Origin of the sequence: Corynebacterium diphtheriae, assembly GCF_001457455.1 — a bacterium.
Taxonomy (GTDB): Bacteria; Actinomycetota; Actinomycetes; order Mycobacteriales; family Mycobacteriaceae; genus Corynebacterium; species Corynebacterium diphtheriae.
In genome coordinates this window covers 1,487,858-1,509,254 of the sequence record NZ_LN831026.1, presented here as the reverse complement: position 1 = coordinate 1,509,254, position 21,397 = coordinate 1,487,858, and the positions used below count along the sequence as shown (strand labels likewise).

Sequence of the window (21,397 nt, the reverse complement as noted above, 5' to 3'; positions counted from 1 at the left end):
TCGGAATTATCTAGCCCCCAATGAGTTGGTTTTACCCTATCTTTAGGGGGAAGTCTGCTGTATAAAAATGCAGGTCCAGCCACAAATGGGTGGGTTATTGCTCAATCGAATGCTTTGCAGGCGTACACTAAACCGATGATGGACTGAATTTTTAAGGATGTGTCAACTATTTTGCATTTTGGTTGATATTTCAAACTGTAGGCGATGAGCACGTAAAACAAAATGTGTGAATTCCTACAGCGGTTGCCGAGTGATCGGCTGATTTTAGTTCATGGGACACTGGGAAATACGTCGAAGGCAATACTCAAGGAAGTTTAAAATGGCAGACTCCACCACTGCGCAACATGTCACCGACGAGGTCGATGTTGCGCTCATCGGTGCCGGCATTATGAGCGCTACGTTGGGTGCAATGCTTCGCACCCTAGAACCTGGTTGGACCCAGGTTATGTTCGAGCGCTTGGATGCCCCCGCGCAAGAATCTTCTTCACCTTGGAATAACGCAGGTACAGGTCACTCGGCACTATGCGAGCTGAACTACACGCCTGAGGTGAAGGGGCGGGTACAAATTGACAAGGCTTTGGGCGTTAACGAAAAGTTCCAAATTTCTCGTCAGTTTTGGTCTTACCAAGTAAATGAAGGCGTTTTGCCTTCGCCACGTGAGTGGATCAACCCAGTTCCACACGTATCCTTCGGACGTGGCGAGGATCAAGTTGCTTATTTGAAGAAGCGCTACGAGGCGCTTGCTGCGCACCCTTTGTTCCCGAACATGCAATATACGGATGATCGTGCCAAGTTCGCTGAAATGCTGCCGCTTATGGCTGATGGTCGTAGCGAGTTTGAAAAAGTTGCTATTTCATGGACCGACGCTGGTACGGACATCAACTATGGTTCCCAGACGCGTCAATTCCTTAAAGCCGCAGAGAAAAATGGCACCGAGATCCGTTATGGGCACGAAGTTAAAGACATCAAGCGTGATGGTGCTAAGTGGCGTGTGACGGTCAAGAATGTTCATACCGGAGATACCCAAGTTATTCGCGCTAACTTTGTGTTTGTTGGTGCTGGCGGCATGGCATTGCCATTGCTGCAGAAAACAGGCATTGTGGAAATCCGTGGTTGGGGCGGCTTCCCAGTTTCGGGTCAGTGGCTACGATGCACTAATCCTGACATTATTGAACAGCATGCTGCCAAGGTTTATGGCAAGGCATCAATTGGTGCGCCTCCGATGTCGGTTCCACACCTTGACACCCGTGTGATCGACGGTGAAAAGGGCTTGCTGTTTGGCCCTTATGCTGGTTGGACTCCGAAGTTCTTGAAGAAGGGCTCCTATTTGGATCTCTTTAAGTCGATTCGTCCGACCAACTTGATGTCCTACTTGGGTGTTGGTGCACAAGAGTTCGGCCTTACCAAGTACCTCATCACGGAGGTCATGAAGGATCAGGCTGCGCGCATGGAATCGCTGCGTGAATACATGCCTAATGCAAAGAATGAGGATTGGGAGCTGGTCACTGCTGGTCAGCGTGTGCAGGCAATTCAGCCTGTTGTTGGTCCTCGATTCTCGACTCTTGCGTTTGGTACTTCATTGATCAACTCTGCTGACGGCTCCGTAGCGGGAATCTTGGGTGCCTCGCCTGGTGCGTCTATCGCTCCAGCTGCAATGCTTGAGCTGCTCGAGCGCTGCTTCGGTCAGAAGATGGTGGAATGGGGTCCAACGATCAAAGACATGATCCCTTCATACGGTATCCGTTTGGCAACGGATCAGAAGCTCTTCAACGAGATCTGGGATCACACCCAAGCAACTTTGCGGCTTGATAAGAAGTAAAGCTGCTTTGTACACACTTTAATGGTGTATATGGGATTAACCTAGATCTCAATGCCTCGTCGTTCGGTGCACAGAAAATGCCCGTTTCGGCGAGGTATTTTCATTAAGCTAGACTCAATGGAAGTTCGACCATGTTGAAGCTACAGCGTTTACTTCATGCTGCGCGGTAGCTCATCGTCTCCTCAAAGGATTAGATAATGTCAACGAAGCAGTCTCCGCTTTTTCCTTTTTCTGCCGTTGTAGGCCAAGATCAACTACGACTCGCGTTAATTCTTACGGCGATTTCACCACGAATTGGTGGCGTAGTAATCCGCGGTGAAAAGGGAACCGCAAAAACGACGACGGTTCGTGCATTTGCAGCGTTGCTAGGTGATGCGCCACTGGTCAATCTTCCCATCGGAGCAACGGAAGATCGCGTTGTTGGCTCGTTAGATATGGAGACTGTGCTAACAACAGGAAAAGCTAAGTTTCGCCCGGGCTTGCTGTCCCAAGCGCATGGTGGTGTTTTGTACGTCGATGAGGTCAACTTGTTGGCTGATCATCTCGTTGATGCGCTTCTTGATGCGGCCGCGACTGGGCAGGTGACTGTTGAACGTGATGGTATTTCGCATACAGCTCCTGCTCGTTTTGTGCTCGTAGGAACCATGAATCCAGAAGAAGGGGAATTGCGGCCTCAGCTGCTCGATCGTTTTGGACTTTCGGTAGATGTAGCAGCATCGAAGGATGTTCAGATTCGAGCAGAAATTATGCGCAGACGACTCGATTTTGAATCTGATCCCATTGACTTTGCACAACGCTGGCATGCACTAGACGAGAACACGTCGCAAGCAATCAAGAGCGCGCAAGAACGTGTCGATAGCATTGTGCTCAATGATACAAATTTGGCACGTATCGCTCATATTTGTGCTTCTTTTGACGTTGATGGCATGCGTGCTGATCTCGTTATTGCTCGTACTGCTATTGCCCATGCTGCATGGCGCGGTGATTCGCTGGTGACTGACGAGGACATCAAAGTAGCAGCAGAACTTGCTCTGCCACATCGACGTCGTAGGGATCCGTTTGATGAACCCGGCCTTGATCAAGACCAACTTGATGAAGTTATGGATGAAGCACGTGACCAGCACCCAGAGATGGATGATCCTGCTGAACAATCAGCACATGAGGATCAAATAGAAAACGAAACTTCTGATCAAGAAGATCATCTAGACGATCAAGAAACTCAGACTCCTGATTCCGGTGGTCAGGAGGGCAGCGCTTCTCAAGGCGCCCCCTTTCGTCCCTAAGATCCTTCGGCGTAGTGGAATAGGTAATGAAGGCGCCGCAGGGCGTCGTTCGCAAGCATATTCAGCCAACGGTTCTACAGTGCGTGCAGTGCGTGGCGGGCACGGGATTAATATTGTGGGATCAGTATTTGCGGCTGCTGAACGTGGTGCTCGTATCCGCGGTTCGATGATTGATTTTCGCCCCGAAGATCTTCGAGGATCGTTACGCAGAGGTATGGAATCTAACCTCATAGTATTTGTGGTTGATGCCTCTGGCTCTATGGCTGGGCAAGATCGTCTGGCATCGGTCACCGGTGCTGTGCTGTCGATGCTGCGCGATGCGTATCAAAGGCGTGACAAGGTAGCAGTTATTAGTGTGCGTGGTGCAGCACCAGAACTAGTGCTTCCGCCTACGGGTTCGATCGATGTGGCGTATCGGAGACTTTCGAATGTGACCACGGGTGGCCGTACTCCGTTGGGCGAAGGACTCAACATGGCACATTCGGTTATCAAGAGAGAATTCATTAAGGAGCCGAACCGGCGTGCTCTACTTGTCGTATTATCTGATGGACGTGCAACCGGCGGATCGGGACTCGCAGGGGTACGCACGGCAGCTCAAGGGATCGCACGTCGAGGTCTTACCGGCAGTGTAGTAGTTGATTGTGAGTCTGGTGGTCGGGTGACATTGGGGTTGGCTCGTGAACTGGCGCAGCAGTTGCAAGGCTTATGTGTCAAACTTGACGAACTTAACGCTGATTCGGTGTCAGGTTTGATCAAAGCGCTGTAGGCGCTCACGGTAGAATGCCACACAGCGGTTATCGTTTTTTCACTCGCTTATGCGGAAAATATGAAAAAGCATGACTTGCTCGCATGATCAACGATATAACTACTGGATGCAAGGGAGACGCACATGCCTCAAGGAAAACTCGATCCAGCTTCGGTTCCAGATGATGGTTTAACTACTCGCCAACGTAGGTTGTTGCCGATTACAGCTGTTCATACTGGTCCTGGCAAAGGTAAATCAACAGCTGCTTTTGGTATGGCGCTACGTGCGTGGAATCAAGGTATGAGCATCGGAGTTTTCCAATTCGTCAAATCCGCAAAATGGCGTGTTGGCGAGGAGAGCGTGTTCAAACAACTAGGCCAATTACACATCGATAGTGGGGTAGGGGGACCTGTTGAATGGCACAAGATGGGGGATGGCTGGTCGTGGTCAAAGAAGCGGGGATCTGAGGAAGACCATGCTCGTGATGCACGCGAGGGATGGGAAGAGATTAAGCGGCGGTTAGCGTCCCAAACCCATGATTTTTATGTACTCGATGAATTTACTTATCCTATAGCGTGGGGTTGGATCGATGTCAACGATGTCGTTGAGACGTTGAAGAATCGACTAGGAACTCAACATGTGGTCATCACAGGGCGAAATGCTGCACCGGAGCTTATCGACGTCGCTGATTTGGTTACAGAGATGACAAAGATTAAGCATCCGATGGATGTTGGTCGCAAGGGGCAAAAGGGAATCGAATGGTAACAACGCCGGGGTTCGTCATTGCTGCAACCTCATCAGGGTCGGGAAAAACCACAATTGCAACAGGCATGATGGCCGCGTTGTCTAGAAAGATGCGAGTTGCACCTTTTAAAGTAGGCCCAGATTATATTGATCCCGGTTACCACGGTATGGCTGCGGGGCATCAAGGTCGAAATCTAGACTCTGTGATGTGCGGAATCGATTTAATCGGTCCGTTATATGCACATGGAAGCGCCAACGCTGATATTGCTGTCGTTGAAGGTGTGATGGGTCTTTTCGATGGTCGAATTGCACAGGGGCAAAATACTGCGGATGCCCAAGCACAAGGCTCAAGTGCGGAAATCGCAGCAACTCTTGGCCTGCCCGTGGTTCTTGTGGTCGACGTGCGCGGTATGAGCCAGTCTGTGGGAGCTGTTGTTCGTGGTTTTGCTACTGCTGATCCTCATGTTCGTATTGCGGGAGTGATCCTCAACAAGGTTGGAACTGATCGGCATGCGGAGGTTTGTCGTGAAGCAGTTGAGGCTGTTGGTGTTCGCGTTTTGGGAGCAATTCCGAGAGTGGATCACGCTGAGGTGCCGTCGCGGCATTTGGGGCTTATCACTAGCGTTGAACTTGATGCGGCTGAAGATGCTGTTGCAGCAATGGCAACTATGGTGGAAGAACACGTTGATCTTAATGCCCTCATTGAGCTAGCCGATTGTGCCTATAACGGTCCTGCGTGGGATCCGGCGTTGGCAATGGGGATGAGCGATGCTGAAGCGCTTGATAATAAACCAGTGATCGCTTTGGCTGGAGGTCCGGCATTTTCTTTCACTTATGCGGAACATGTTGAGATGCTTTCTGCTGCCGGTGCAACGGTTGTTGCTTTTGATCCTTTGTCTGAACAATTGCCGCAGTGTGACGGTTTGATCATTCCGGGCGGTTTCCCAGAAGAACATTGTGACGTGCTGGAGCAGCGGGCAGACCTTAAACAACAAGTGCGTGATGTGATAGCTCAGGGAATCCCCGTACATGCAGAATGTGCCGGCTTATTGTGGTTGCTATCTACTCTTGATGGACGTCCGATGCTTGATGTTATTCCTACGCATGGGGCTATGGGGCGTCGCCTCACACTGGGATACCGTGATGCAGTGGTGGTACATGATTCGGTGATTTATCGCGCTGGTGAACGAGTAACGGGCCACGAGTTCCATCACACGGCTATTGCGGATTCAGTGGTTCCTGGCTGGGATAGCGCATGGGGTTGGCGTGCTTGGGATGGAAGTCCCAAGGTTGAAGGATTCGTATCTGGCAATGTTCATGCTAGTTATCTTCATGTCCATCCTGCTGCTGTTCCCGCCGCGGTGAGAAGGTTTGTCGAGGCCTGTGCACGCTGAGTACGGTTTTGTTTCCACTCCTGATGGCCAGTTTTGTGTTGTGACCGATTCGATGACACACAAAATTTTGGCATCAGGGTGGACGGAAAATGTGAGCGAACTTGTTGGATTGATCCATAGAGACCTTCGACCGCTGAGTATGCGAGAGGCTGATGTTTCGTTATCTATACAAAATGTCATCAGTGCGTACTATGACGGCCGGTTCGCACGGATTCTCACAGTGCCGCTTTTGCAACAGGCTACCGATTTTCGGATGTCTGTATGGTCTGCACTTCGAAGAATTCCGAGTGGTTCGCCAGTATCGTATGCAACGTTGGCGCGGATGAGCGGACATGAAGGTGCGGTTAGAGCTGCGGCGTCGGCATGCGCCAACAATCCGGTGGCATTATTTGTGCCTTGTCATCGTGTAATTCGTTCTGATGGTTCTTACGGTGGATTTCGCTATGGTCTTGCCGTTAAGCGTTCGTTGTTAACGCGAGAAGTTGCACATAATAAGTGAAAACGGTATCCATTAAGGAATGTCGCATTCAACTCCCGTCACCGTCTTGTCTGGTTTCCTAGGGTCAGGAAAAACCACGCTTCTCAACCAAATGCTGTCCAACCGCGAATCCAAAAAAATAGCGGTCATTGTCAATGACTTTTCAGAAATCAACATTGATGCAGCTCTCATCACAGGTGAAGGGCATCTCGAACGCGGCGAAGACAAATTTGTTGAACTAACCAACGGCTGCATTTGCTGCACGCTTCGCGACGACCTCGTCCAGTCCGTCGGCGCACTAGCATCAAGCGGCGACTACGATCACATCGTGATTGAATCAACGGGCATATCCGAACCAATGCCGGTTGCCGCCACCTTCGAATGGGTATGGGACGATGGAACTCGCCTAGCCGACATTGCACCGATCGACACGATGGCAACTCTTGTTGACGCTTCTCAGTTCCTGACCTACATGGGCAAGAAAACCTACCTCACTGACCGTGATCTAGGTGTAACCGAAGACGACGAACGAACAATTGCTGATTTGCTCGTTGATCAAGTGGAATTCGCTGACAAGATTTACATCACCAAATCAGACCTCGTCGATGACGAGCGATACCATGCCACCGAAGCACTCGTGCGTCGTATGAACCCCCGCGCAAGTATCGACAAACTTGTCGACGGTCGAGTCATCACTGCCAGCGGTGAAAACCGAAATGCCATCAATGACCTCCTCGGAGCCATGTGCTACGACGAAGAAACTGCGCGAACCTATCAGGGGTATGTTGCAGAACTAGATAATCCACACACCCCAGAAACTGAGGAATACGGAATTAGCTCTTTCGTATTCAAAGGAGATCGTCCCTTTGACCGGCAGCGCCTCATAGCCGCCTTACGCTCAACTCGTGGCATCGTGCGTTCCAAAGGACACTGCTGGATTTCCGACCGCATCGATATGGTACAGGTATGGCACCAAGCCGGACCTGACCTACGGATTGCGCCTGCAGGCTACTGGCAATCAGCCGGAATTACACCCTCAAACGAAATTGTCGTCATTGGCGTAAATTTTGATCACGCTCAAGCCCAGCAACTTCTCAATGACGCCATGCTCAGCGATTCCGAAGTACAACAACTGCTGAGCACCGCCGATGCAGCCAAGAGCTAGCGCCTAAGTGCCACAATAAGTCACATAATCCTGCCACGTTTCAGGGGCAGGATTCTCCAATTTTTCAAATCGCCTCTCTCGAAGATAAGGGTTTTTCCCAGCCTCCACAAGTAAAGAAAACACAGACATATCCGCATTCATAGCGTGCTCAAGAGCATCTTCTACGAGATAATTCCGAGGAACATAGACCGGATTACGAGGAGCTGCTACACGTAGCGAAGAAACCTTTGCCTCCCATTGCTGCGCCCAAGGGAAAAGAGAAACAGTCGTTCCATCACTCAGACTCCGCATGAATTGCGCGTAATCTGGACGATGAACATCTAATAAAGCCACCAAATCATCAAGCACACCGGCAGTGTGATCATCATCTGGACTAATACCAACTGCATCAGCCATCTCATCAAGCCAAGAACGACGATACATATCCGGAAACTCATGGACAATATTGCGAGCCTCATCAATAGACATGAGTGGTAAAAGAGCTTCTGCCAACCGAGCGATATTCCACCCCATGATGCTTGGCTGACGGCCAAATGAATATCGACCATGGGAGTCAATACTCGAAAAGACCGCTTGAGGATGAAAAGAATCAATAAAAGCGCACGGTCCAAAATCAATGGTTTGCCCAGAAAGAGTCACATTATCGGTATTCATCACACCATGCACAAACCCAAAGCGCATCCACTGCGCTACTAACTTCGCTTGAGACGTACTCACACGCCGCAACAATAATCCAGCAGCCTCCGCATCACTGACACCATCCTCATGAGACGACAAGGCATAACGAACCAACGCTGCCAATGAATCGTCGTCACGCATTGCAGCACATTGCACGCTTCCCACACGAAGATGATTTTGTGCGACTCTTACGACAACCGCGCCGGGTAACAAGCGTTCGCGTTGGACATCGGTACCAGTTGTAATAACGGCGAGAGATCGTGTCGTGGGAATCCCTAAGCCGTGGAGTGCTTCGGAAATAAGATATTCCCTCAACATGGGGCCAAGGGTTGCGCGTCCGTCGCCCCGGCGCGCAAATGGGGTCGGGCCGGATCCTTTCAAAGAAATTTCGAACTGACCATGTGGTGCATTTGTTTGTGCACAATCACCTAGAACGAGCGCGCGACCGTCTCCGAGTAATGGATTGAACTGGCCGAATTGGTGCCCTGAGTAGGCTTGGGCATGTCCTTGTTGCGTAATGTTCGAAAGAAGGGAGGCCTCATCAATTCCTAATTCTTGGCCGAGTTCGTGATTAAACACGATAATACGCGGATCAGGCCACTGCTCAGCGCGCCATGGGACTGATAAAGAGGGAACAGCATCGGCGAAGGAGTGAGCAAAGGTAAGTGGCATGGTTTACAGGATAATGAAAAAATTCACGGAGATTTCAAGCCGGAATAGGAAGCTGTTTAAACTCGCAGGTATGTTTTCGTCTTCAGAATCGTGGACCGCTTCGGTTAGCCTCATTGGTGGTGGCCCTGGTGCGTGGGACCTCATAACAGTTCGAGGTATGCACCGTTTGCAACAAGCAGATGTTATTTTGGCAGATCATCTGGGGCCGGCTAGTGAGCTTGCTCAATTATGCGATGTATCCACGAAGGACATCATTGATGTATCGAAGTTGCCGTATGGTAAGCAGGTGGCTCAATCTAAGATTAATGAACTCTTGATTGAGCATGCTCAAGCTGGCAAGAAGGTTGCGCGACTCAAAGGTGGCGATCCTTATATTTTCGGTCGCGGTTTTGAAGAACTCCAAGCGTGTGCCAAGCATGGAATTGCGTGCGAGGTGGTTCCTGGTGTTACCAGTGCGGTGTCGGTTCCGGCGCTGGCTGGAATTCCGATTACTCAACGCGGTGTAGTTCATTCCTTTACCGTTATTTCTGGGCATGTCCCTCCGCAGCATCCGCAGTCGCTAAATGATTGGGAAGCATTAGCCCGCACAGGAGGTACGTTGTCTGTGATCATGGGCGTGAAAAACGCTGGTGCCATCGCTCAAGCGCTTATCGACGCTGGTCGAGGCTCTGACACTCCGGTTGCCGTCGTGCAAGAAGGATCGACAGAAAACCAAAAGTCGTTTAAAACGACTTTGGCTCAGTTGGGGCAAGCGATGAAAGATAATGACATCAAGCCTCCAGCTGTCTATGTCATTGGTGAGGTGGCAGGCCTTCAATCCTAGTCATTGGATTGTCTAGTAATCATTGTGTGATCACTACTGTGAGCTCATGTGGCTTTGAATGTTCTACGGCAAAGCCACATTCCTGAGTCATTCCGATGAGGTCTTCAATGGCGTGGTCGGGGTCAGGGGTGACGTCGTGAAGCAGCAAAGCACGTGCGAGTTGCCCCTTGTAGTGTTTGTTAAAGTGGCTGATCACTGATCGGTTTCCATCGGAATCTTCTGATTCGACACGGACAGTGATCGCATGTTTGACTTTTCCAAGTTGTTGATAAGTTCCAGATCGAAGATCGAGGATAACTTCATTTGTGTCAGACAATGCTGTGCTAATGGCATTTCCCCAACGACGTTTTAAAGTGGGAACACTTGCGTCGGCGCACGGCAGTTTCGTGGTGCCAGAAAGTCTATAATGGGGGATATTGTCGTTGGCCATGACAACACCAAATAGTGCGGAACCGATAGCGAGATGTTCCCATGTGCTGCTGGGTAAAGAGGTGGCATCGAGAGCGTCGTAAAGCACCCCCGTATACCGTAATACTGCAGGCATTGTAGGAGATTGGAATAGTTCGATGTTGTGCTGGGCTTCCGGAAGTAGTTTTTGACTTAACTTCAGGATTTCTTGTGCCTGATATATGTCTAATCTTGCTAAATCGTGGGCGATTTCCTTACGAATCGGATTCAAAGTAGGGAAGTGAAGTGAATCGAAATCGATAGCTGGATTCTTTCCCCCAACAGCCTTCGTCTCGGAAGGTGGCAACACAATAAGCATGCCTACATCCTAACGGGTATATTAAGCCTTTATGATTACACGTCTTTCTACACTTTTCCTTCGCACTCTGCGCGAAGACCCTGCCGATGCAGAAGTACCAAGCCACAAGTTGCTTGTTCGTGCGGGATACATTCGTCGAACAGCTCCTGGTGTATATACTTGGTTGCCGCTGGGACTTCGCACGTTGCGCAAAGTAGAAACTGTCGTGCGAGAAGAAATGGATGCCATTGGGGCACAAGAGCTTTTGTTCCCTGCGCTGTTGCCTCGTGAGCCATATGAGCAGACACATCGTTGGACCGAATACGGTGATTCCCTATTCCGCCTGAAAGACCGTAAAGGTGGCGACTATCTTCTCGGGCCAACGCATGAAGAAATGTTCGCCTCGGCTGTCAAGGACATGTATTCGTCCTATAAGGATTTCCCAGTCACCTTGTATCAGATCCAGACAAAGTATCGTGATGAAGAGCGCCCTCGTGCCGGTATTCTTCGTGGCCGAGAGTTTGTTATGAAGGATTCTTATTCCTTTGATATGTCTGACGCTGGGCTAGAAGATTCGTATCAGCGCCATCGTGAGGCATATCAGCGAATCCTCGATCGTCTCGGTGTGGAATACGTTATTTGTGCTGCAACTTCGGGCGCTATGGGAGGCTCGGCTTCAGAAGAGTTCCTTGCTGTAAGTGACAATGGCGAAGATACTTTCGTACGTGCCACTGAAGGGCCATATGCTGCGAACGTCGAGGCCGTAGTTACTCAGCCGGGAGTAGAGCGTCCGCTCGAACAAGCACCCGAGGCCGTTGAGTACGAAACGCCTCATGCTGAAACCATTGAAGCGCTAGTTCAATGGGCACAGTCTGCTGGCGTTACCGTTGAAGATCGTTCTGTTGCAGCGGCAGACACATTGAAGTGTTTGTTGGTTAAGATCACCCAGCCTGGTGCTGAAGAAGCAGAGCTTGCGGGCATTTTATTGCCAGGTGATCGTGAAGTAGACATGAAGCGCCTTGAAGCCTCCGTCGAGCCTGCTGAAGTTGAATTAGCCTCCGAAGAGGACTTCAAGAATAATCCATTCTTGGTCAAGGGCTACGTTGGCCCACGGGCTTTGAATGCCCACGGTGTGAAGGTATTGGCTGATCCCCGCGTTGTGAGTGGAACTTCATGGATTGCCGGTGCAGATGCCGTTGAACACCATGTTGTTGGCTTGACTATGGGCCGTGACTTTACGGTTGATGGATACATCGAGGCTGCTGAAATTCGTGAGGGTGACCCAGCGCCAGAGGGACAAGGTACTTTGACACTTGCGCGTGGCATTGAGGTTGGACACATCTTCCAGCTGGGGCGCAAGTACACAGAGGCATTCGATGTTCAGATCTTGGACGAGTCCGGTAAGCGCGCCATCCCTACGATGGGTTCCTACGGCATTGGTGTTTCTCGATTGATGGCTGTTCTTGCCGAGCAGCGCCATGATGAAACTGGCCTGAACTGGCCGCTCGAGGTTGCTCCTTACCAAGTGCATGTTGTGGTTGCCAACAAAGACAAGGAAGCTATTGAAGCAGGCGATGCACTTGTGGCAGCTCTTGACTCACATGGCATTGAGGTGTTGTTCGATGATCGCCCTAAGGTGAGCCCTGGCGTGAAGTTCAAAGACGCTGAACTACTCGGCATGCCATTTGTTGTGGTCTTGGGTCGTGCATTCAAAGATGGCAACATTGAGCTACGTGAACGTGGCCAGGAAACAGTCTTGGTGTCGGCAGATGAGATCGTCGATACGGTCGTGGCTAAACTGAACCGTTAGTAGCGTAATGGCGCTGCAGCTGCAATTCTAGAGCCTCTCTCGAGATCGTAGTCCCGAGAGAGGCTCTAGTGTTTTTTCTTAACGTCGAGCTGCACTTTGTGCTGCGAGTGAAGCACACAAGGCCCGCCAGGTAGCCGAATGTGATTCTGAAAGGGCATGTAGCCACCATGCTGCAGAATCTGCTTCTAGGGAATCAAAAAATGCTCGGGAGGATTGAGCGTCATGTGGTTCTGGATAGCCGGAAAATTCGTATGCTGCTTCAGGTCGTGGAATTGTTTCATTGGGGAATGACTCGGCGAAACTGGATTCTAAAAGTTCTACTCGATCACGATGTGCGGTGATGGCATCAGATACTGCGGTTCTAGTACCTGCTGGAGAATGGGCTAGTGCGACACCTAGCCCATAAATTGCTGAATACTCCCAATCGAGAGCCTTTTTGAGACTTTCTCTATCATGGATGAGGTCATCTTTGCTTGTACCCTTGTTAATCTCATTTCGAGGATTTAATTGTGCAATTCCAGATTGAGGGGCAGCTGCGCCAGCGCGGACGAGATCGACTAGCTGTTGCCCAAGTAGGCCTAATGATTCGCTAGGGGCAGAATCAATAGCGGAGACAATAGCCTGTGCGGACCGAGTAGCAGCATCAGACTCTGTAACAGTTTCTTTAAGCGATACAGCCTGCTTATCGACGGCCCCTTGGACGATCTCATTCGAGCAAGACTCGGGCAGCTTGCCCTCGGAATTGGTACCACAAAGCCGTTGAATTTCGCTTATCAATTCCTCGGAGTCAGCGTGGCGCTGCTGGGCTAAGGCGGAGTTTTTGCTTTGGAGTACTGCAGCGTCATTGTGTGCGATTGCCGCTAGATCTATCAAAGTGGCGTTTGGGTCAGGGGAGGGGCTTATATCGCAGGCCACTACACAACCGAGCAGACAGATTGCTGAGATCGCACTTGTTGTTGATCGCTGAAGAAAAATCACCTCACGCATTCTACCGGTCTTCAGTGGAATGAGTTTCGTTGAACAGCTACCATAACCACCATGGCGTTTCCTACGGTAGAAGTATTAACTGAGCTTGTTACTCCAGTTGTTGCGCAACACAATATGGACTTAGAGGGTATCCGAATCAATAAAGCGGGTAAAAAGTCGCTCGTTGCAGTTTCCGTTGACTCTGATTTTCGCCCTGACCTTGACCAATTAGAACTTGTATCAAATCAAATATCTGAGGTATTTGATGCTGGTGAAGCCGCAGGTGAGCTGAGTTTTGGTGCAGGATATACTCTGGAGGTAGGAACTCCAGGTTTAGATCAACCACTTGCTAGTGCACGCAGGTGGCGCCGTAATCGACACAGGTTAGTCGCTCTCGAAGTTGAAGGTAAAAAGTCTGTAGAGCGAATCGGTGCCCTTAACGACGACGAGACTGCGGTCATTGTAGTGAAGCGTCGGGGTAAAAAACTCGTCGTCCGTAGTGTTCAATTGGCAGAAAACACACAAGCGGTGGTAGAAATTGAATTCGCTAAACCTGCGGAAGATGAGTTAGCTTTAACCGCACTCGAATTTGATCAAGCCCTTGATAGGGGAGAGGAAAACAAGTGAATATTGACGTCCAAGCGCTGAAAGCAATTGAAGCGGATAGAAACATCGCTGTTGATGAATTGCTTGAAACAATTGCACGGGCTCTTCTGTTTGCGTACCAAGAGTACAAAGACACAAATACGGTTGAAAATTCCCGTGCGCGCGTGGACATCAATTCGGTGACCGGTCACGTTTCGGTTATCGTCTCCGAGCTTGATGAAGACGGTGTAGTCACCACTGAATACGATGACACCCCTGAAAATTTTGGACGCGTAGGCGCACAAGCCGTTCGCGATGCCATTGTTCGTCGTTTGCGTGAAGCGGAAACACTGAAAGCATATGATGCTTACAGTGAATACGAAGGCAGCGTTGTGTCAGGTATCGTACAAGCTGATATTTTCGCCAACGAAAAAGGCATCGTAGTTATCCACCTTGGAACCGAGGTTGACGGCCAAGACGGAATTTTGATCCCTGCAGAACAAATTCCTGGTGAAAGCTTTAAACACGGTGATCGCGTTAAAGCTTACGTTGTAGGAATTAACCGCACCCCACGTGATCTTCAGATCAATCTTTCACGTACTCACCCAGAATTAGTTCGACGATTGTTTGAACTAGAAGTACCAGAAGTTGCTGATGGATCTGTAGAAATCATCGGTATCGCTCGTGAAGCGGGACACCGTTCTAAGGTGGCAGTGAAGGCGACGGTCAAGGGACTAAACGCTAAAGGTGCTTGCATTGGACCACGGGGGCAGCGCGTCAACAACATCATGAATGAGCTTGGCGGTGAAAAGATCGATATCATCGACTTCGACGATGATCCAGCGAAGTTTGTTGGTAATGCTCTAGCACCATCAAAAGTTGTTCATGTAGAAGTCACTGATGCTGAAGCTCAGACCGCTCAGGTAACTGTGCCTGACTACCAATTGTCATTGGCGATCGGGAAAGAAGGGCAAAATGCACGCCTAGCAGCTCGTCTGACCGGTTGGAAAATTGACATCCGTTCAGATGCAAGCTAATTGCCTGTAGTACTTAAGCCGTATCAATACTTCCAAGAGGGAAGATGTTGATACGGCTAATTTTTTTTAAACAGGTTATTGTTCTGAGCCAACATGGCGTACACTATCTAACGGCCCAACGTACGGTCGATTTGTTTGCATGCGTGGAACAGCCAATTCATGGCTAAAACGTAGCGCAAAGTTCGTACCGCATACGTTGAGAGAAATCCAGAAAAGGATGCTTTTTCTAGTGCACATAGATAGATCGATAAGGAGACGGATGCCCAGCGATTCGAATCAACGCTCTCAACAGCGCATTCGCACTTGTATCGCTCGTCGTCGTCCGTTACCCGAAGCATCTCTACTGCGCGTTGTCGCCCTCAAAGATCCCGATGAATCAACAGCGGTGCGTGTGATTCCCGATCCGCAGCGCAAGATGGGTGGGCGAGGTGCGTGGATTTCTCCAACGTTAGAAGCGCTGGAGCTAGCTGAAAAAAGGCGTGCGTTTAATCGCGCGCTGAGGGTATCTGCTGTTGTAGATACCGGTCATGTACGAGAGTACCTAGCGGGACTGACCGCTAGACCCAACATTGTAAGGAAGACCGAACACTGATGAGCACACGATGAAGCATCAGCGATGAACGTCAGAGCAATCAGGTAGGAAGTCCTACAACGAGCCCCTTCCGGGCCTTGTGACTTCCTTACCGCAACTCAAGGAGAAAAGTGCCCGGAAAGCTACGTGTACATGAGCTAGCAAAACAGCTCGGTGTAACCAGCAAAGAATTACTCGCAACCCTGAAAGATCAAGGCGAGTTTGTTAAAACAGCATCCTCTACCATTGAACCCCCAGTGGTAAAGAAAATGAAGAAGCACTATGAGTCGCTCGGTGTTACCAACGAGACGCCTGCTGCTTCTCAGGAGCCCAAGGCTAAGAAGCCTGCGGCTCCAAAACCTGCAGCGCCTAAGCCAGCAGCAACTCCGCAACAAGCGGCTAAGCCTGCGGCTCCTAAACCAGCTGCGCCTAAGCCAGCAGCAGAAAAGAAGCCGACTCCAAAGCCAGCCGCAAAACCAGTGCCAAAGCCAGGTTTCAGCGCAGCAAAGGCTGAATCTTCTGTTCCTAAGCCTGCGGCTCCAAAACCAGCTGCGCCTAAGCCAGCAGCACAGTCGTCTACGACTGCAACTCCTGGCAGCATGCCTCGCCCACAGGCTAAGCCGGCTCCAAAACCCGGCGGACGTGCACCACGTGTAGCAAATAACCCATTCTCTAGCGGTCCTCGTCCTGCTCCACGCCCAGGTGGCGGAAACCGCTCCGGTAATGCTCCTCGTCCTGGTGGCGGGCCACGCCCAGGTGGAAATCGTCCACAGGGTGGTCAAGGTGGACCTGCAGAGCGTGCACCTCGCCCAAGTGGTCGCGGAGGACAACCTCGTCCGCAGGGAGGCTCTCGTTCGCAGCAGTCTGGTGGACAAGAGCGTCAAGGTGGCGGACGTCGTCCAAGTCCTGCAATGATGCCAACGCATCCAAACCCAGGTCAGATGCCATCACGTTCTAATGGCTCCCGGAATGGACGTGGCGGTGCAGGTGGCCAAGGCGGACGCCCAGGATTCGGTGGCGGTCGCCCAGGTGGCGGCGGTAGCGCTGGTGGACGTGGCGGACGCCGTGGTGGTACCGCTGGTGCATTCGGACGCCCAGGCGGTGCACCTCGTAAGGGACGTAAGTCGAAGCGTCAGAAGCGTAACGAGTACGAGGCAATGCAGGCACCAAACGTGATTGGTGGCGTACGCCTTCCTGATGGTGGCGGCGCAACGATCCGTTTGGCACGCGGTGCTTCGCTTTCTGACTTCGCCGAGAAGATCAATGCTGATGCTGCTGCTTTGGTGCAAGCATTGTTCAACTTGGGAGAGATGGTGACCGCAACTGCCTCTGTCAACGAAGAAACCTTGCAGCTGCTGGGCGAAGAAATGAACTACAAGGTAGAGGTCGTCTCTCCTGAGGACGAGGATCGTGAGCTCCTTGAGTCCTTCGACCTGCAGTTCGGTGAAGATGAAGGTACTGAAGAGGATCTTGCTAAGCGTCCTCCAGTGGTTACCGTCATGGGTCACGTTGACCACGGTAAGACTCGTCTTTTGGACACCATCCGTAAGACAAATGTTGGTTCTGATGAGGCCGGCGGAATTACGCAGGGTATTGGTGCATACCAGGTAACGGTGAACATCGATGATCTTTCCCGCAAGATCACCTTCTTGGATACGCCAGGTCACGAGGCATTCACGGCTATGCGTGCACGTGGTGCAAAGTCCACAGATATCGCTGTGCTCGTTGTTGCCGCTGACGATGGCGTTATGCCTCAGACAGTGGAAGCAATCAATCACGCCAAGGCTGCCGATGTCCCAATCGTTGTCGCTGTGAACAAGATTGATAAGCCGGGTGCTTCGCCAGATAAGATCCGTGGCCAGCTGACCGAATACGGTCTGGTTCCAGAAGAATACGGTGGCGACACCATGTTCGTGGATATTTCTGCAAAGCAAAACATTAACATTGATGGCCTGCTTGAGGCAGTTTTGCTTACCGCCGACGCTTCCTTGGACCTACGTGCTAACCCAGACATGGATGCACAGGGTGTTGCTATCGAGGCTCACCTCGACCGCGGTCGAGGACCAGTGGCTACGGTGATCGTCCAGCGTGGTACCTTGCGCGTTGGTGACTCTGTAGTTGCAGGTGACGCATATGGCCGCGTTCGTCGCATGGTCGATGAGTACGGAAACGATGTGGATGAAGCAGGTCCATCTCGTCCAGTTCAAATGCAGGGCCTCAACGGTGTTCCTGGCGCTGGCGACAACCTCTTGGTCGTTGAAGACGACCGCGTGGCTCGACAGATCGCCAACCAACGCAATGCGCGTAAGCGCAACGCATTGGCTGCGAAGACACGCAAGCGCGTATCTCTCGAGGACCTGGATTCCGTCCTGAAGGAAACTTCAACCCTGAACCTGATCCTCAAGGGCGACAATGCTGGTTCTGTGGAAGCTCTGGAAGATGCACTTCTCAAGATCGAGGTTGATGACGAAGTCCAGCTCAACATCATTGACCGTGGCGTGGGTGCTGTCACCCAGACCAACGTGAGCTTGGCAGCAGCTTCTGACGCTGTGATCATTGCGTTCAACGTTCGCGCAGAAGGCAAAGCTACAGAAGAAGCTAATGCTGAGGGCGTAGATATCCGCTACTACACGGTTATCTACCGTGCACTGGAAGAAGTTGAGCAAGCACTTAAGGGGATGCTCAAGCCAATTTACGAAGAGCGTGAAATTGGTCGTGCCGAAATCCGCGCTATTTTCAAGGCTTCTGCCGTTGGCCTTATCGCTGGTTGCATGGTCGAGTCGGGCAAGGTACGTCGTAACGCATCGATTCGTCTGCTTCGCGACGGTACCGTTGTGGCTGACAATGCCAAGATTGAGTCCTTGCGTCGCGAAAAGGATGACGCAACTGAGGTTGCGGCCGGATACGAATGCGGTATGGTCCTGTCTTACCCAGATATCCAGGTAGGCGACATCATTGAGGTCTTCGAGCAGGTCGAGGTTCCTCGCACCTAATCGGTAGATCCGTATCATCAGGGCACTGTTTCTCATAGGAATGTTGAGTCACTCCATTGGGAACAGTGCCCTTTCGATATAAGTGGTAGTCTCGGCTAGGCTTTTAAGAAAATACAGTAATAAATAAGGAGCACGCATCATGGTCGATCATGCACGCGCAGCACGTCTAGCAAAACGAATCCAGACTATCGTGGCAACTGCAATTGAACGAGAGGTCAAAGACCGTCGTCTAGAATATGTCACCGTTACTGATACTCGTGTCACCGGTGACCTACATGATGCAACGGTCTATTACACAGTTCGTGGCCGGACTATTGATGACCAACCTGATCTCAAAGCTGCAGCCGGAGCACTACAGCGTGCTCGCGGCCAGCTACGCAAAATCGTAGGTGATCAGCTGTCAGTTCGTTTTACACCGACGTTGTCTTTCGAGCTTGATACAGTTCCTGAGGCAAGTGCTCATATGGAGGATCTGTTAGCTCGTGCGCGAGCACGCGCTCTCGAACTCGCAGAGCTGAAAAAGAATGCCCAGCCAGCAGGAGATGCTCATCCTTACAAAGATGACGATGCGATGAATGACTAATGTCGAGCTGATAGCGCAGCACACTCTCAAGGCGCACCATATTTGTGTAGCCGGTCATGAACGCCCTGATGCAGATGCAGTCGGTAGTGTGTGCGCCTTGGTACTTGGTCTGCAGCAAGCAGGATGTCACGCGCAGGGTTTCATCGGGCAAGATGCTCCAATTGGGGCGTCGTTCATGTGGTTACCGGGTGCTCATGCGATTAATCTAGCAACCGAACTTCCACCGTGTGATCTCATTATTACAGTCGATTGTGCGGCTTTATCGCGGTTGGGTGCTCTACAAAAATCTATTGTGGAAGCCAAACAACCAGTTATAGTCTTGGACCACCATGCAACGAACCAAGGGTTCGGCGACATAAATCTAGTTGATGCGCAAGCTGAGTCAGCGTCGTCTATTGTCTATGACTTGTGCCAAGCATTGGGCGTAGAAATAACACCGGATATCGCGCAATGCCTATATGCGGGATTGGTAGCCGATACTGGCGGATTCCGGTGGGGACGGCCACGTATTCATGATCTAGCCCAAACGTTAGTTGAGCATGGGGCCGATATTCAGCAGATTAACCACAATTTGTTTGATGCGTATTCATTGGATGATATGCGCCTGATCGGTCAGGTGTTGGCTGCGCTGCGTACTGAGCAGTCCACACACAAATCGACCAGAAGCAACGCCAACATTGTGATTGCTTGTGTGCATCATTGGATGATCGAGGGGCATTCGCGAGATGCTGTTGAAAGCATTGCTGATTACGTTAGGGGATTATACGGTGTCGATCTTGCTGTAGTTTTGAAGGAATATAGTCCGGAAACGTGGACGATATCCTTAAGATCTGATTCTTGGGATGTTGTTGCGGTCGCAAGGAAATGTGGTGGTGGAGGTCATGTTCACGCCGCTGGCATGACCCTTCATGGGACTGAACAAGAAATAATTGGAAGCATTATGGCAGCAGTTGCAGCTGCTGCCGAAACAGCAAAGTTATGAATACATCTCTCAACGACACCGCTGATCGCTCAGCGCATATTACCGCCGTTACAGTTCTTGCGCTGGCACTTCCTTCTCTAGGAGTTCTTGCTGCGACACCACTGTATCTGTTATTGGACACTGCCGTTGTCGGTGGTCTTGGCACAGTCGCGCTTGCAGCTTTGGGGGCGGGAACTGTAATTTACTCCCAAGTAACCACGCAGCTCACTTTTTTGTCTTACGGAACAACCGCAAGATCAGCGCGCTTGTATGGAGCAGGAAAACAGGGCGAAGCCGTGTATGAGGGGGTTCAAGCGACATGGATCGCATTGCTGGTGGGGGCGGTGCTCGCAACTATTTTGTTCTTTGGTGCTCCCACATTCGCTTGGTGGCTCACAGGCAATCGAGAAGTTGCTAATAATGCTGGGCATTGGCTTCGTATCACTGCTTTCGGTGTGCCGCTGATTTTGGCCATTATGGCTGGTAACGGCTGGTTGCGGGGGATCCAGAACACCCGAGCCCCCTTAGTTTTTACACTGGCTGGTGTTATTCCCGGCGCGTGTGCGGTGCCATTTTTTGTGCATTGGTGGGGTCTGGTAGGTTCCGCATGGGCGAACCTTATGGGAACTTCGATCACAGCAGTGTTATTTGTGGGATGTTTAGCCCGCTATCATCGCGGAAGCTGGCGTCCGCAGTGGCGAAGTATGAAGACACAGCTGGTATTGGGGCGCGATTTAATACTTCGCTCGTTTTCGTTTCAAGTGTCGTTTTTGTCTGCTGCTGCGGTAGCAGGACGTTTTGGCGCGGAATCGTTAGCGGCACATCAGGTGCTTATGCAGTTGTGGGGTTTCCTCACTCTTGTTCTCGACTCACTAGCGATTGCGGGTCAAACTCTGACCGGTGCTGCTTTAGGCGCTGGAAGCGCAGCAGTTGCTCGAGCTGTTGGCGAAAAATCGATTCGGTACTCAACTTTTTTTGGCGTTGTTTTAGCTGCTGTATTTGCGGTCGGGTGGTCGGTGATCCCACAGGTATTTACACGCGATACGAATGTTCTCAACGTTATGGCTGGTCCGTGGTGGCAACTCGTGGCATTGATTGCACTTGGTGGTGTGGTTTTTGCACTGGACGGGATTTTGTTGGGTGCTTCTGATGCTGCGTTTTTGCGTACCGTTTCTATCGCATCGGTTGTCTGTGGATTCCTTCCAGGAGTATGGTTGGCGCTCATTTTTGATGCTGGGCTGGTCGGCGTGTGGTGGGGTCTTATCGCTTTTCTATGTATTCGTTTGGGTACGTGTTGGTGGCGTTTCCGCTCGATGAAATGGGCGAGGGTATCCTAAAAGCATTC

The 21,397-nt window shown here is 51.0% G+C and carries 19 protein-coding genes; 16 read left to right on the top strand and 3 right to left on the bottom strand.

The genetic code is table 11. The features are described from left to right. Nucleotides 1–319 precede the first annotated feature (319 nt). The 7 genes from mqo to AT687_RS07270 all read left to right on the top strand — a co-directional run bounded on the left by mqo (nt 320) and on the right by AT687_RS07270 (nt 7,628). Nucleotides 320–1,819 carry a malate dehydrogenase (quinone) gene (gene mqo, locus AT687_RS07300; RefSeq protein ID WP_014319154.1) on the top strand — a complete coding sequence of 500 codons (1,500 nt, stop codon included), beginning with the start codon at nt 320–322 and terminating at the stop codon, nt 1,817–1,819. Nucleotides 1,820–2,016: 197 nt separating this feature from the next. Beyond that, on the top strand, nt 2,017–3,102 hold the full coding sequence (locus tag AT687_RS07295) for a magnesium chelatase ATPase subunit I (RefSeq protein ID WP_014319153.1): 1,086 nt from the start codon (nt 2,017–2,019) through the stop codon (nt 3,100–3,102). After that, nucleotides 3,056–3,868 carry a vWA domain-containing protein gene (locus AT687_RS07290; RefSeq protein ID WP_014302062.1) on the top strand — a complete coding sequence of 271 codons (813 nt, stop codon included), beginning with the start codon at nt 3,056–3,058 and terminating at the stop codon, nt 3,866–3,868. Before AT687_RS07295 ends, AT687_RS07290 begins: the two co-directional genes overlap by 47 nt. A gap of 123 nt (nt 3,869–3,991) precedes the next feature. After that, nucleotides 3,992–4,612 carry a cob(I)yrinic acid a,c-diamide adenosyltransferase gene (gene cobO / locus AT687_RS07285; RefSeq protein ID WP_014319152.1) on the top strand — a complete coding sequence of 207 codons (621 nt, stop codon included), beginning with the start codon at nt 3,992–3,994 and terminating at the stop codon, nt 4,610–4,612. After that, the gene (locus AT687_RS07280) at nt 4,606–5,985 is read left to right on the top strand and encodes a cobyrinic acid a,c-diamide synthase CobB (protein WP_014319151.1); all 1,380 of its coding nucleotides are present in this window, start codon (nt 4,606–4,608) and stop codon (nt 5,983–5,985) included. Before cobO ends, AT687_RS07280 begins: the two co-directional genes overlap by 7 nt. A gap of 253 nt (nt 5,986–6,238) precedes the next feature. After that, nucleotides 6,239–6,484, top strand: a complete 246-nt coding sequence (locus AT687_RS13090; protein WP_224784717.1) for a methylated-DNA--[protein]-cysteine S-methyltransferase — start codon at nt 6,239–6,241, stop codon at nt 6,482–6,484. Between the two features lie 19 nt (nt 6,485–6,503). Then, the gene (locus AT687_RS07270) at nt 6,504–7,628 is read left to right on the top strand and encodes a GTP-binding protein (protein ID WP_014319150.1); all 1,125 of its coding nucleotides are present in this window, start codon (nt 6,504–6,506) and stop codon (nt 7,626–7,628) included. A 3-nt stretch (nt 7,629–7,631) separates the two neighbouring features. On the opposite strand, the gene AT687_RS07265 is transcribed toward AT687_RS07270, so the two are convergent. Continuing rightward, complete coding sequence (locus AT687_RS07265; protein WP_014319149.1) at nt 7,632–8,978, bottom strand: protein adenylyltransferase SelO; 1,347 nt, start codon at nt 8,976–8,978, stop codon at nt 7,632–7,634. Between AT687_RS07265 and cobA the strand changes: the two genes are divergently transcribed. After that, a complete protein-coding gene (cobA, locus tag AT687_RS07260; RefSeq protein WP_014302060.1) occupies nt 8,977–9,801 on the top strand; it encodes a uroporphyrinogen-III C-methyltransferase in 825 nt (274 codons plus the stop codon). The genes AT687_RS07265 and cobA overlap by 2 nt on opposite strands. Before the next feature lie 19 nt (nt 9,802–9,820). Here the strand turns inward: cobA and yaaA are convergent, their stop codons facing one another. After that, nucleotides 9,821–10,567 carry a peroxide stress protein YaaA gene (yaaA, locus tag AT687_RS07255; protein WP_014319148.1) on the bottom strand — a complete coding sequence of 249 codons (747 nt, stop codon included), beginning with the start codon at nt 10,565–10,567 and terminating at the stop codon, nt 9,821–9,823. A 31-nt stretch (nt 10,568–10,598) separates the two neighbouring features. On the opposite strand from yaaA, the gene AT687_RS07250 reads away from it, so the two are divergent. Then, nucleotides 10,599–12,356 carry a proline--tRNA ligase gene (locus tag AT687_RS07250; RefSeq protein WP_014316824.1) on the top strand — a complete coding sequence of 586 codons (1,758 nt, stop codon included), beginning with the start codon at nt 10,599–10,601 and terminating at the stop codon, nt 12,354–12,356. 78 nt (nt 12,357–12,434) lie between these two features. Here the strand turns inward: AT687_RS07250 and AT687_RS07245 are convergent, their stop codons facing one another. Next, nucleotides 12,435–13,343 carry a DUF4439 domain-containing protein gene (locus AT687_RS07245; protein ID WP_010935096.1) on the bottom strand — a complete coding sequence of 303 codons (909 nt, stop codon included), beginning with the start codon at nt 13,341–13,343 and terminating at the stop codon, nt 12,435–12,437. A gap of 51 nt (nt 13,344–13,394) precedes the next feature. Here AT687_RS07245 and rimP point away from each other — a divergent pair, with 51 nt between their 5' ends. From rimP to AT687_RS07210, 7 genes are all read left to right on the top strand, one after another. Continuing rightward, on the top strand, nt 13,395–13,949 hold the full coding sequence (gene rimP, locus AT687_RS07240) for a ribosome maturation factor RimP (RefSeq protein ID WP_010935095.1): 555 nt from the start codon (nt 13,395–13,397) through the stop codon (nt 13,947–13,949). Next, nucleotides 13,946–14,944 carry a transcription termination factor NusA gene (gene nusA / locus AT687_RS07235; RefSeq protein WP_014319147.1) on the top strand — a complete coding sequence of 333 codons (999 nt, stop codon included), beginning with the start codon at nt 13,946–13,948 and terminating at the stop codon, nt 14,942–14,944. Before rimP ends, nusA begins: the two co-directional genes overlap by 4 nt. 259 nt (nt 14,945–15,203) lie before the next feature. After that, nucleotides 15,204–15,536, top strand: coding sequence for a YlxR family protein (locus AT687_RS07230; RefSeq protein ID WP_014303544.1), 333 nt, complete (start codon nt 15,204–15,206; stop codon nt 15,534–15,536). 110 nt (nt 15,537–15,646) lie between these two features. Continuing rightward, the gene (gene infB / locus AT687_RS07225; RefSeq protein ID WP_014302056.1) at nt 15,647–18,508 is read left to right on the top strand and encodes a translation initiation factor IF-2; all 2,862 of its coding nucleotides are present in this window, start codon (nt 15,647–15,649) and stop codon (nt 18,506–18,508) included. 139 nt (nt 18,509–18,647) lie between these two features. Next, nucleotides 18,648–19,091 carry a 30S ribosome-binding factor RbfA gene (gene rbfA / locus AT687_RS07220; RefSeq protein ID WP_014319146.1) on the top strand — a complete coding sequence of 148 codons (444 nt, stop codon included), beginning with the start codon at nt 18,648–18,650 and terminating at the stop codon, nt 19,089–19,091. After that, nucleotides 19,084–20,073, top strand: coding sequence for a DHH family phosphoesterase (locus AT687_RS07215; protein ID WP_021335094.1), 990 nt, complete (start codon nt 19,084–19,086; stop codon nt 20,071–20,073). The genes rbfA and AT687_RS07215 overlap by 8 nt, the downstream gene beginning before the upstream one ends. Further along, nucleotides 20,070–21,389 (top strand): MATE family efflux transporter, encoded by a 1,320-nt coding sequence (locus AT687_RS07210; protein WP_014319145.1) that lies wholly within the window; start codon nt 20,070–20,072, stop codon nt 21,387–21,389. Before AT687_RS07215 ends, AT687_RS07210 begins: the two co-directional genes overlap by 4 nt. Nucleotides 21,390–21,397 lie beyond the last annotated feature (8 nt).

Excerpts from the sequence above, each read along its gene's own strand:
- AT687_RS07250 (WP_014316824.1), top strand. The coding sequence starts at position 10,599 with ATGATTACACGTCTTTCTACACTTTTCCTTCGCACTCTGCGCGAAGAC.
- AT687_RS07280 (WP_014319151.1), top strand. The coding sequence starts at position 4,606 with ATGGTAACAACGCCGGGGTTCGTCATTGCTGCAACCTCATCAGGGTCG.
- AT687_RS07265 (WP_014319149.1), bottom strand. The coding sequence starts at position 8,978 with ATGCCACTTACCTTTGCTCACTCCTTCGCCGATGCTGTTCCCTCTTTA.
- AT687_RS07230 (WP_014303544.1), top strand. The coding sequence starts at position 15,204 with ATGCCCAGCGATTCGAATCAACGCTCTCAACAGCGCATTCGCACTTGT.
- AT687_RS07215 (WP_021335094.1), top strand. The coding sequence starts at position 19,084 with ATGACTAATGTCGAGCTGATAGCGCAGCACACTCTCAAGGCGCACCAT.
- AT687_RS07210 (WP_014319145.1), top strand. The coding sequence starts at position 20,070 with ATGAATACATCTCTCAACGACACCGCTGATCGCTCAGCGCATATTACC.
- yaaA (WP_014319148.1), bottom strand. The coding sequence starts at position 10,567 with ATGCTTATTGTGTTGCCACCTTCCGAGACGAAGGCTGTTGGGGGAAAG.
- rimP (WP_010935095.1), top strand. The coding sequence starts at position 13,395 with ATGGCGTTTCCTACGGTAGAAGTATTAACTGAGCTTGTTACTCCAGTT.
- cobA (WP_014302060.1), top strand. The coding sequence starts at position 8,977 with ATGGTTTACAGGATAATGAAAAAATTCACGGAGATTTCAAGCCGGAAT.
- rbfA (WP_014319146.1), top strand. The coding sequence starts at position 18,648 with ATGGTCGATCATGCACGCGCAGCACGTCTAGCAAAACGAATCCAGACT.
- AT687_RS07245 (WP_010935096.1), bottom strand. The coding sequence starts at position 13,343 with ATGCGTGAGGTGATTTTTCTTCAGCGATCAACAACAAGTGCGATCTCA.
- AT687_RS13090 (WP_224784717.1), top strand. The coding sequence starts at position 6,239 with ATGTCTGTATGGTCTGCACTTCGAAGAATTCCGAGTGGTTCGCCAGTA.
- AT687_RS07270 (WP_014319150.1), top strand. The coding sequence starts at position 6,504 with ATGTCGCATTCAACTCCCGTCACCGTCTTGTCTGGTTTCCTAGGGTCA.
- cobO (WP_014319152.1), top strand. The coding sequence starts at position 3,992 with ATGCCTCAAGGAAAACTCGATCCAGCTTCGGTTCCAGATGATGGTTTA.
- mqo (WP_014319154.1), top strand. The coding sequence starts at position 320 with ATGGCAGACTCCACCACTGCGCAACATGTCACCGACGAGGTCGATGTT.
- AT687_RS07295 (WP_014319153.1), top strand. The coding sequence starts at position 2,017 with ATGTCAACGAAGCAGTCTCCGCTTTTTCCTTTTTCTGCCGTTGTAGGC.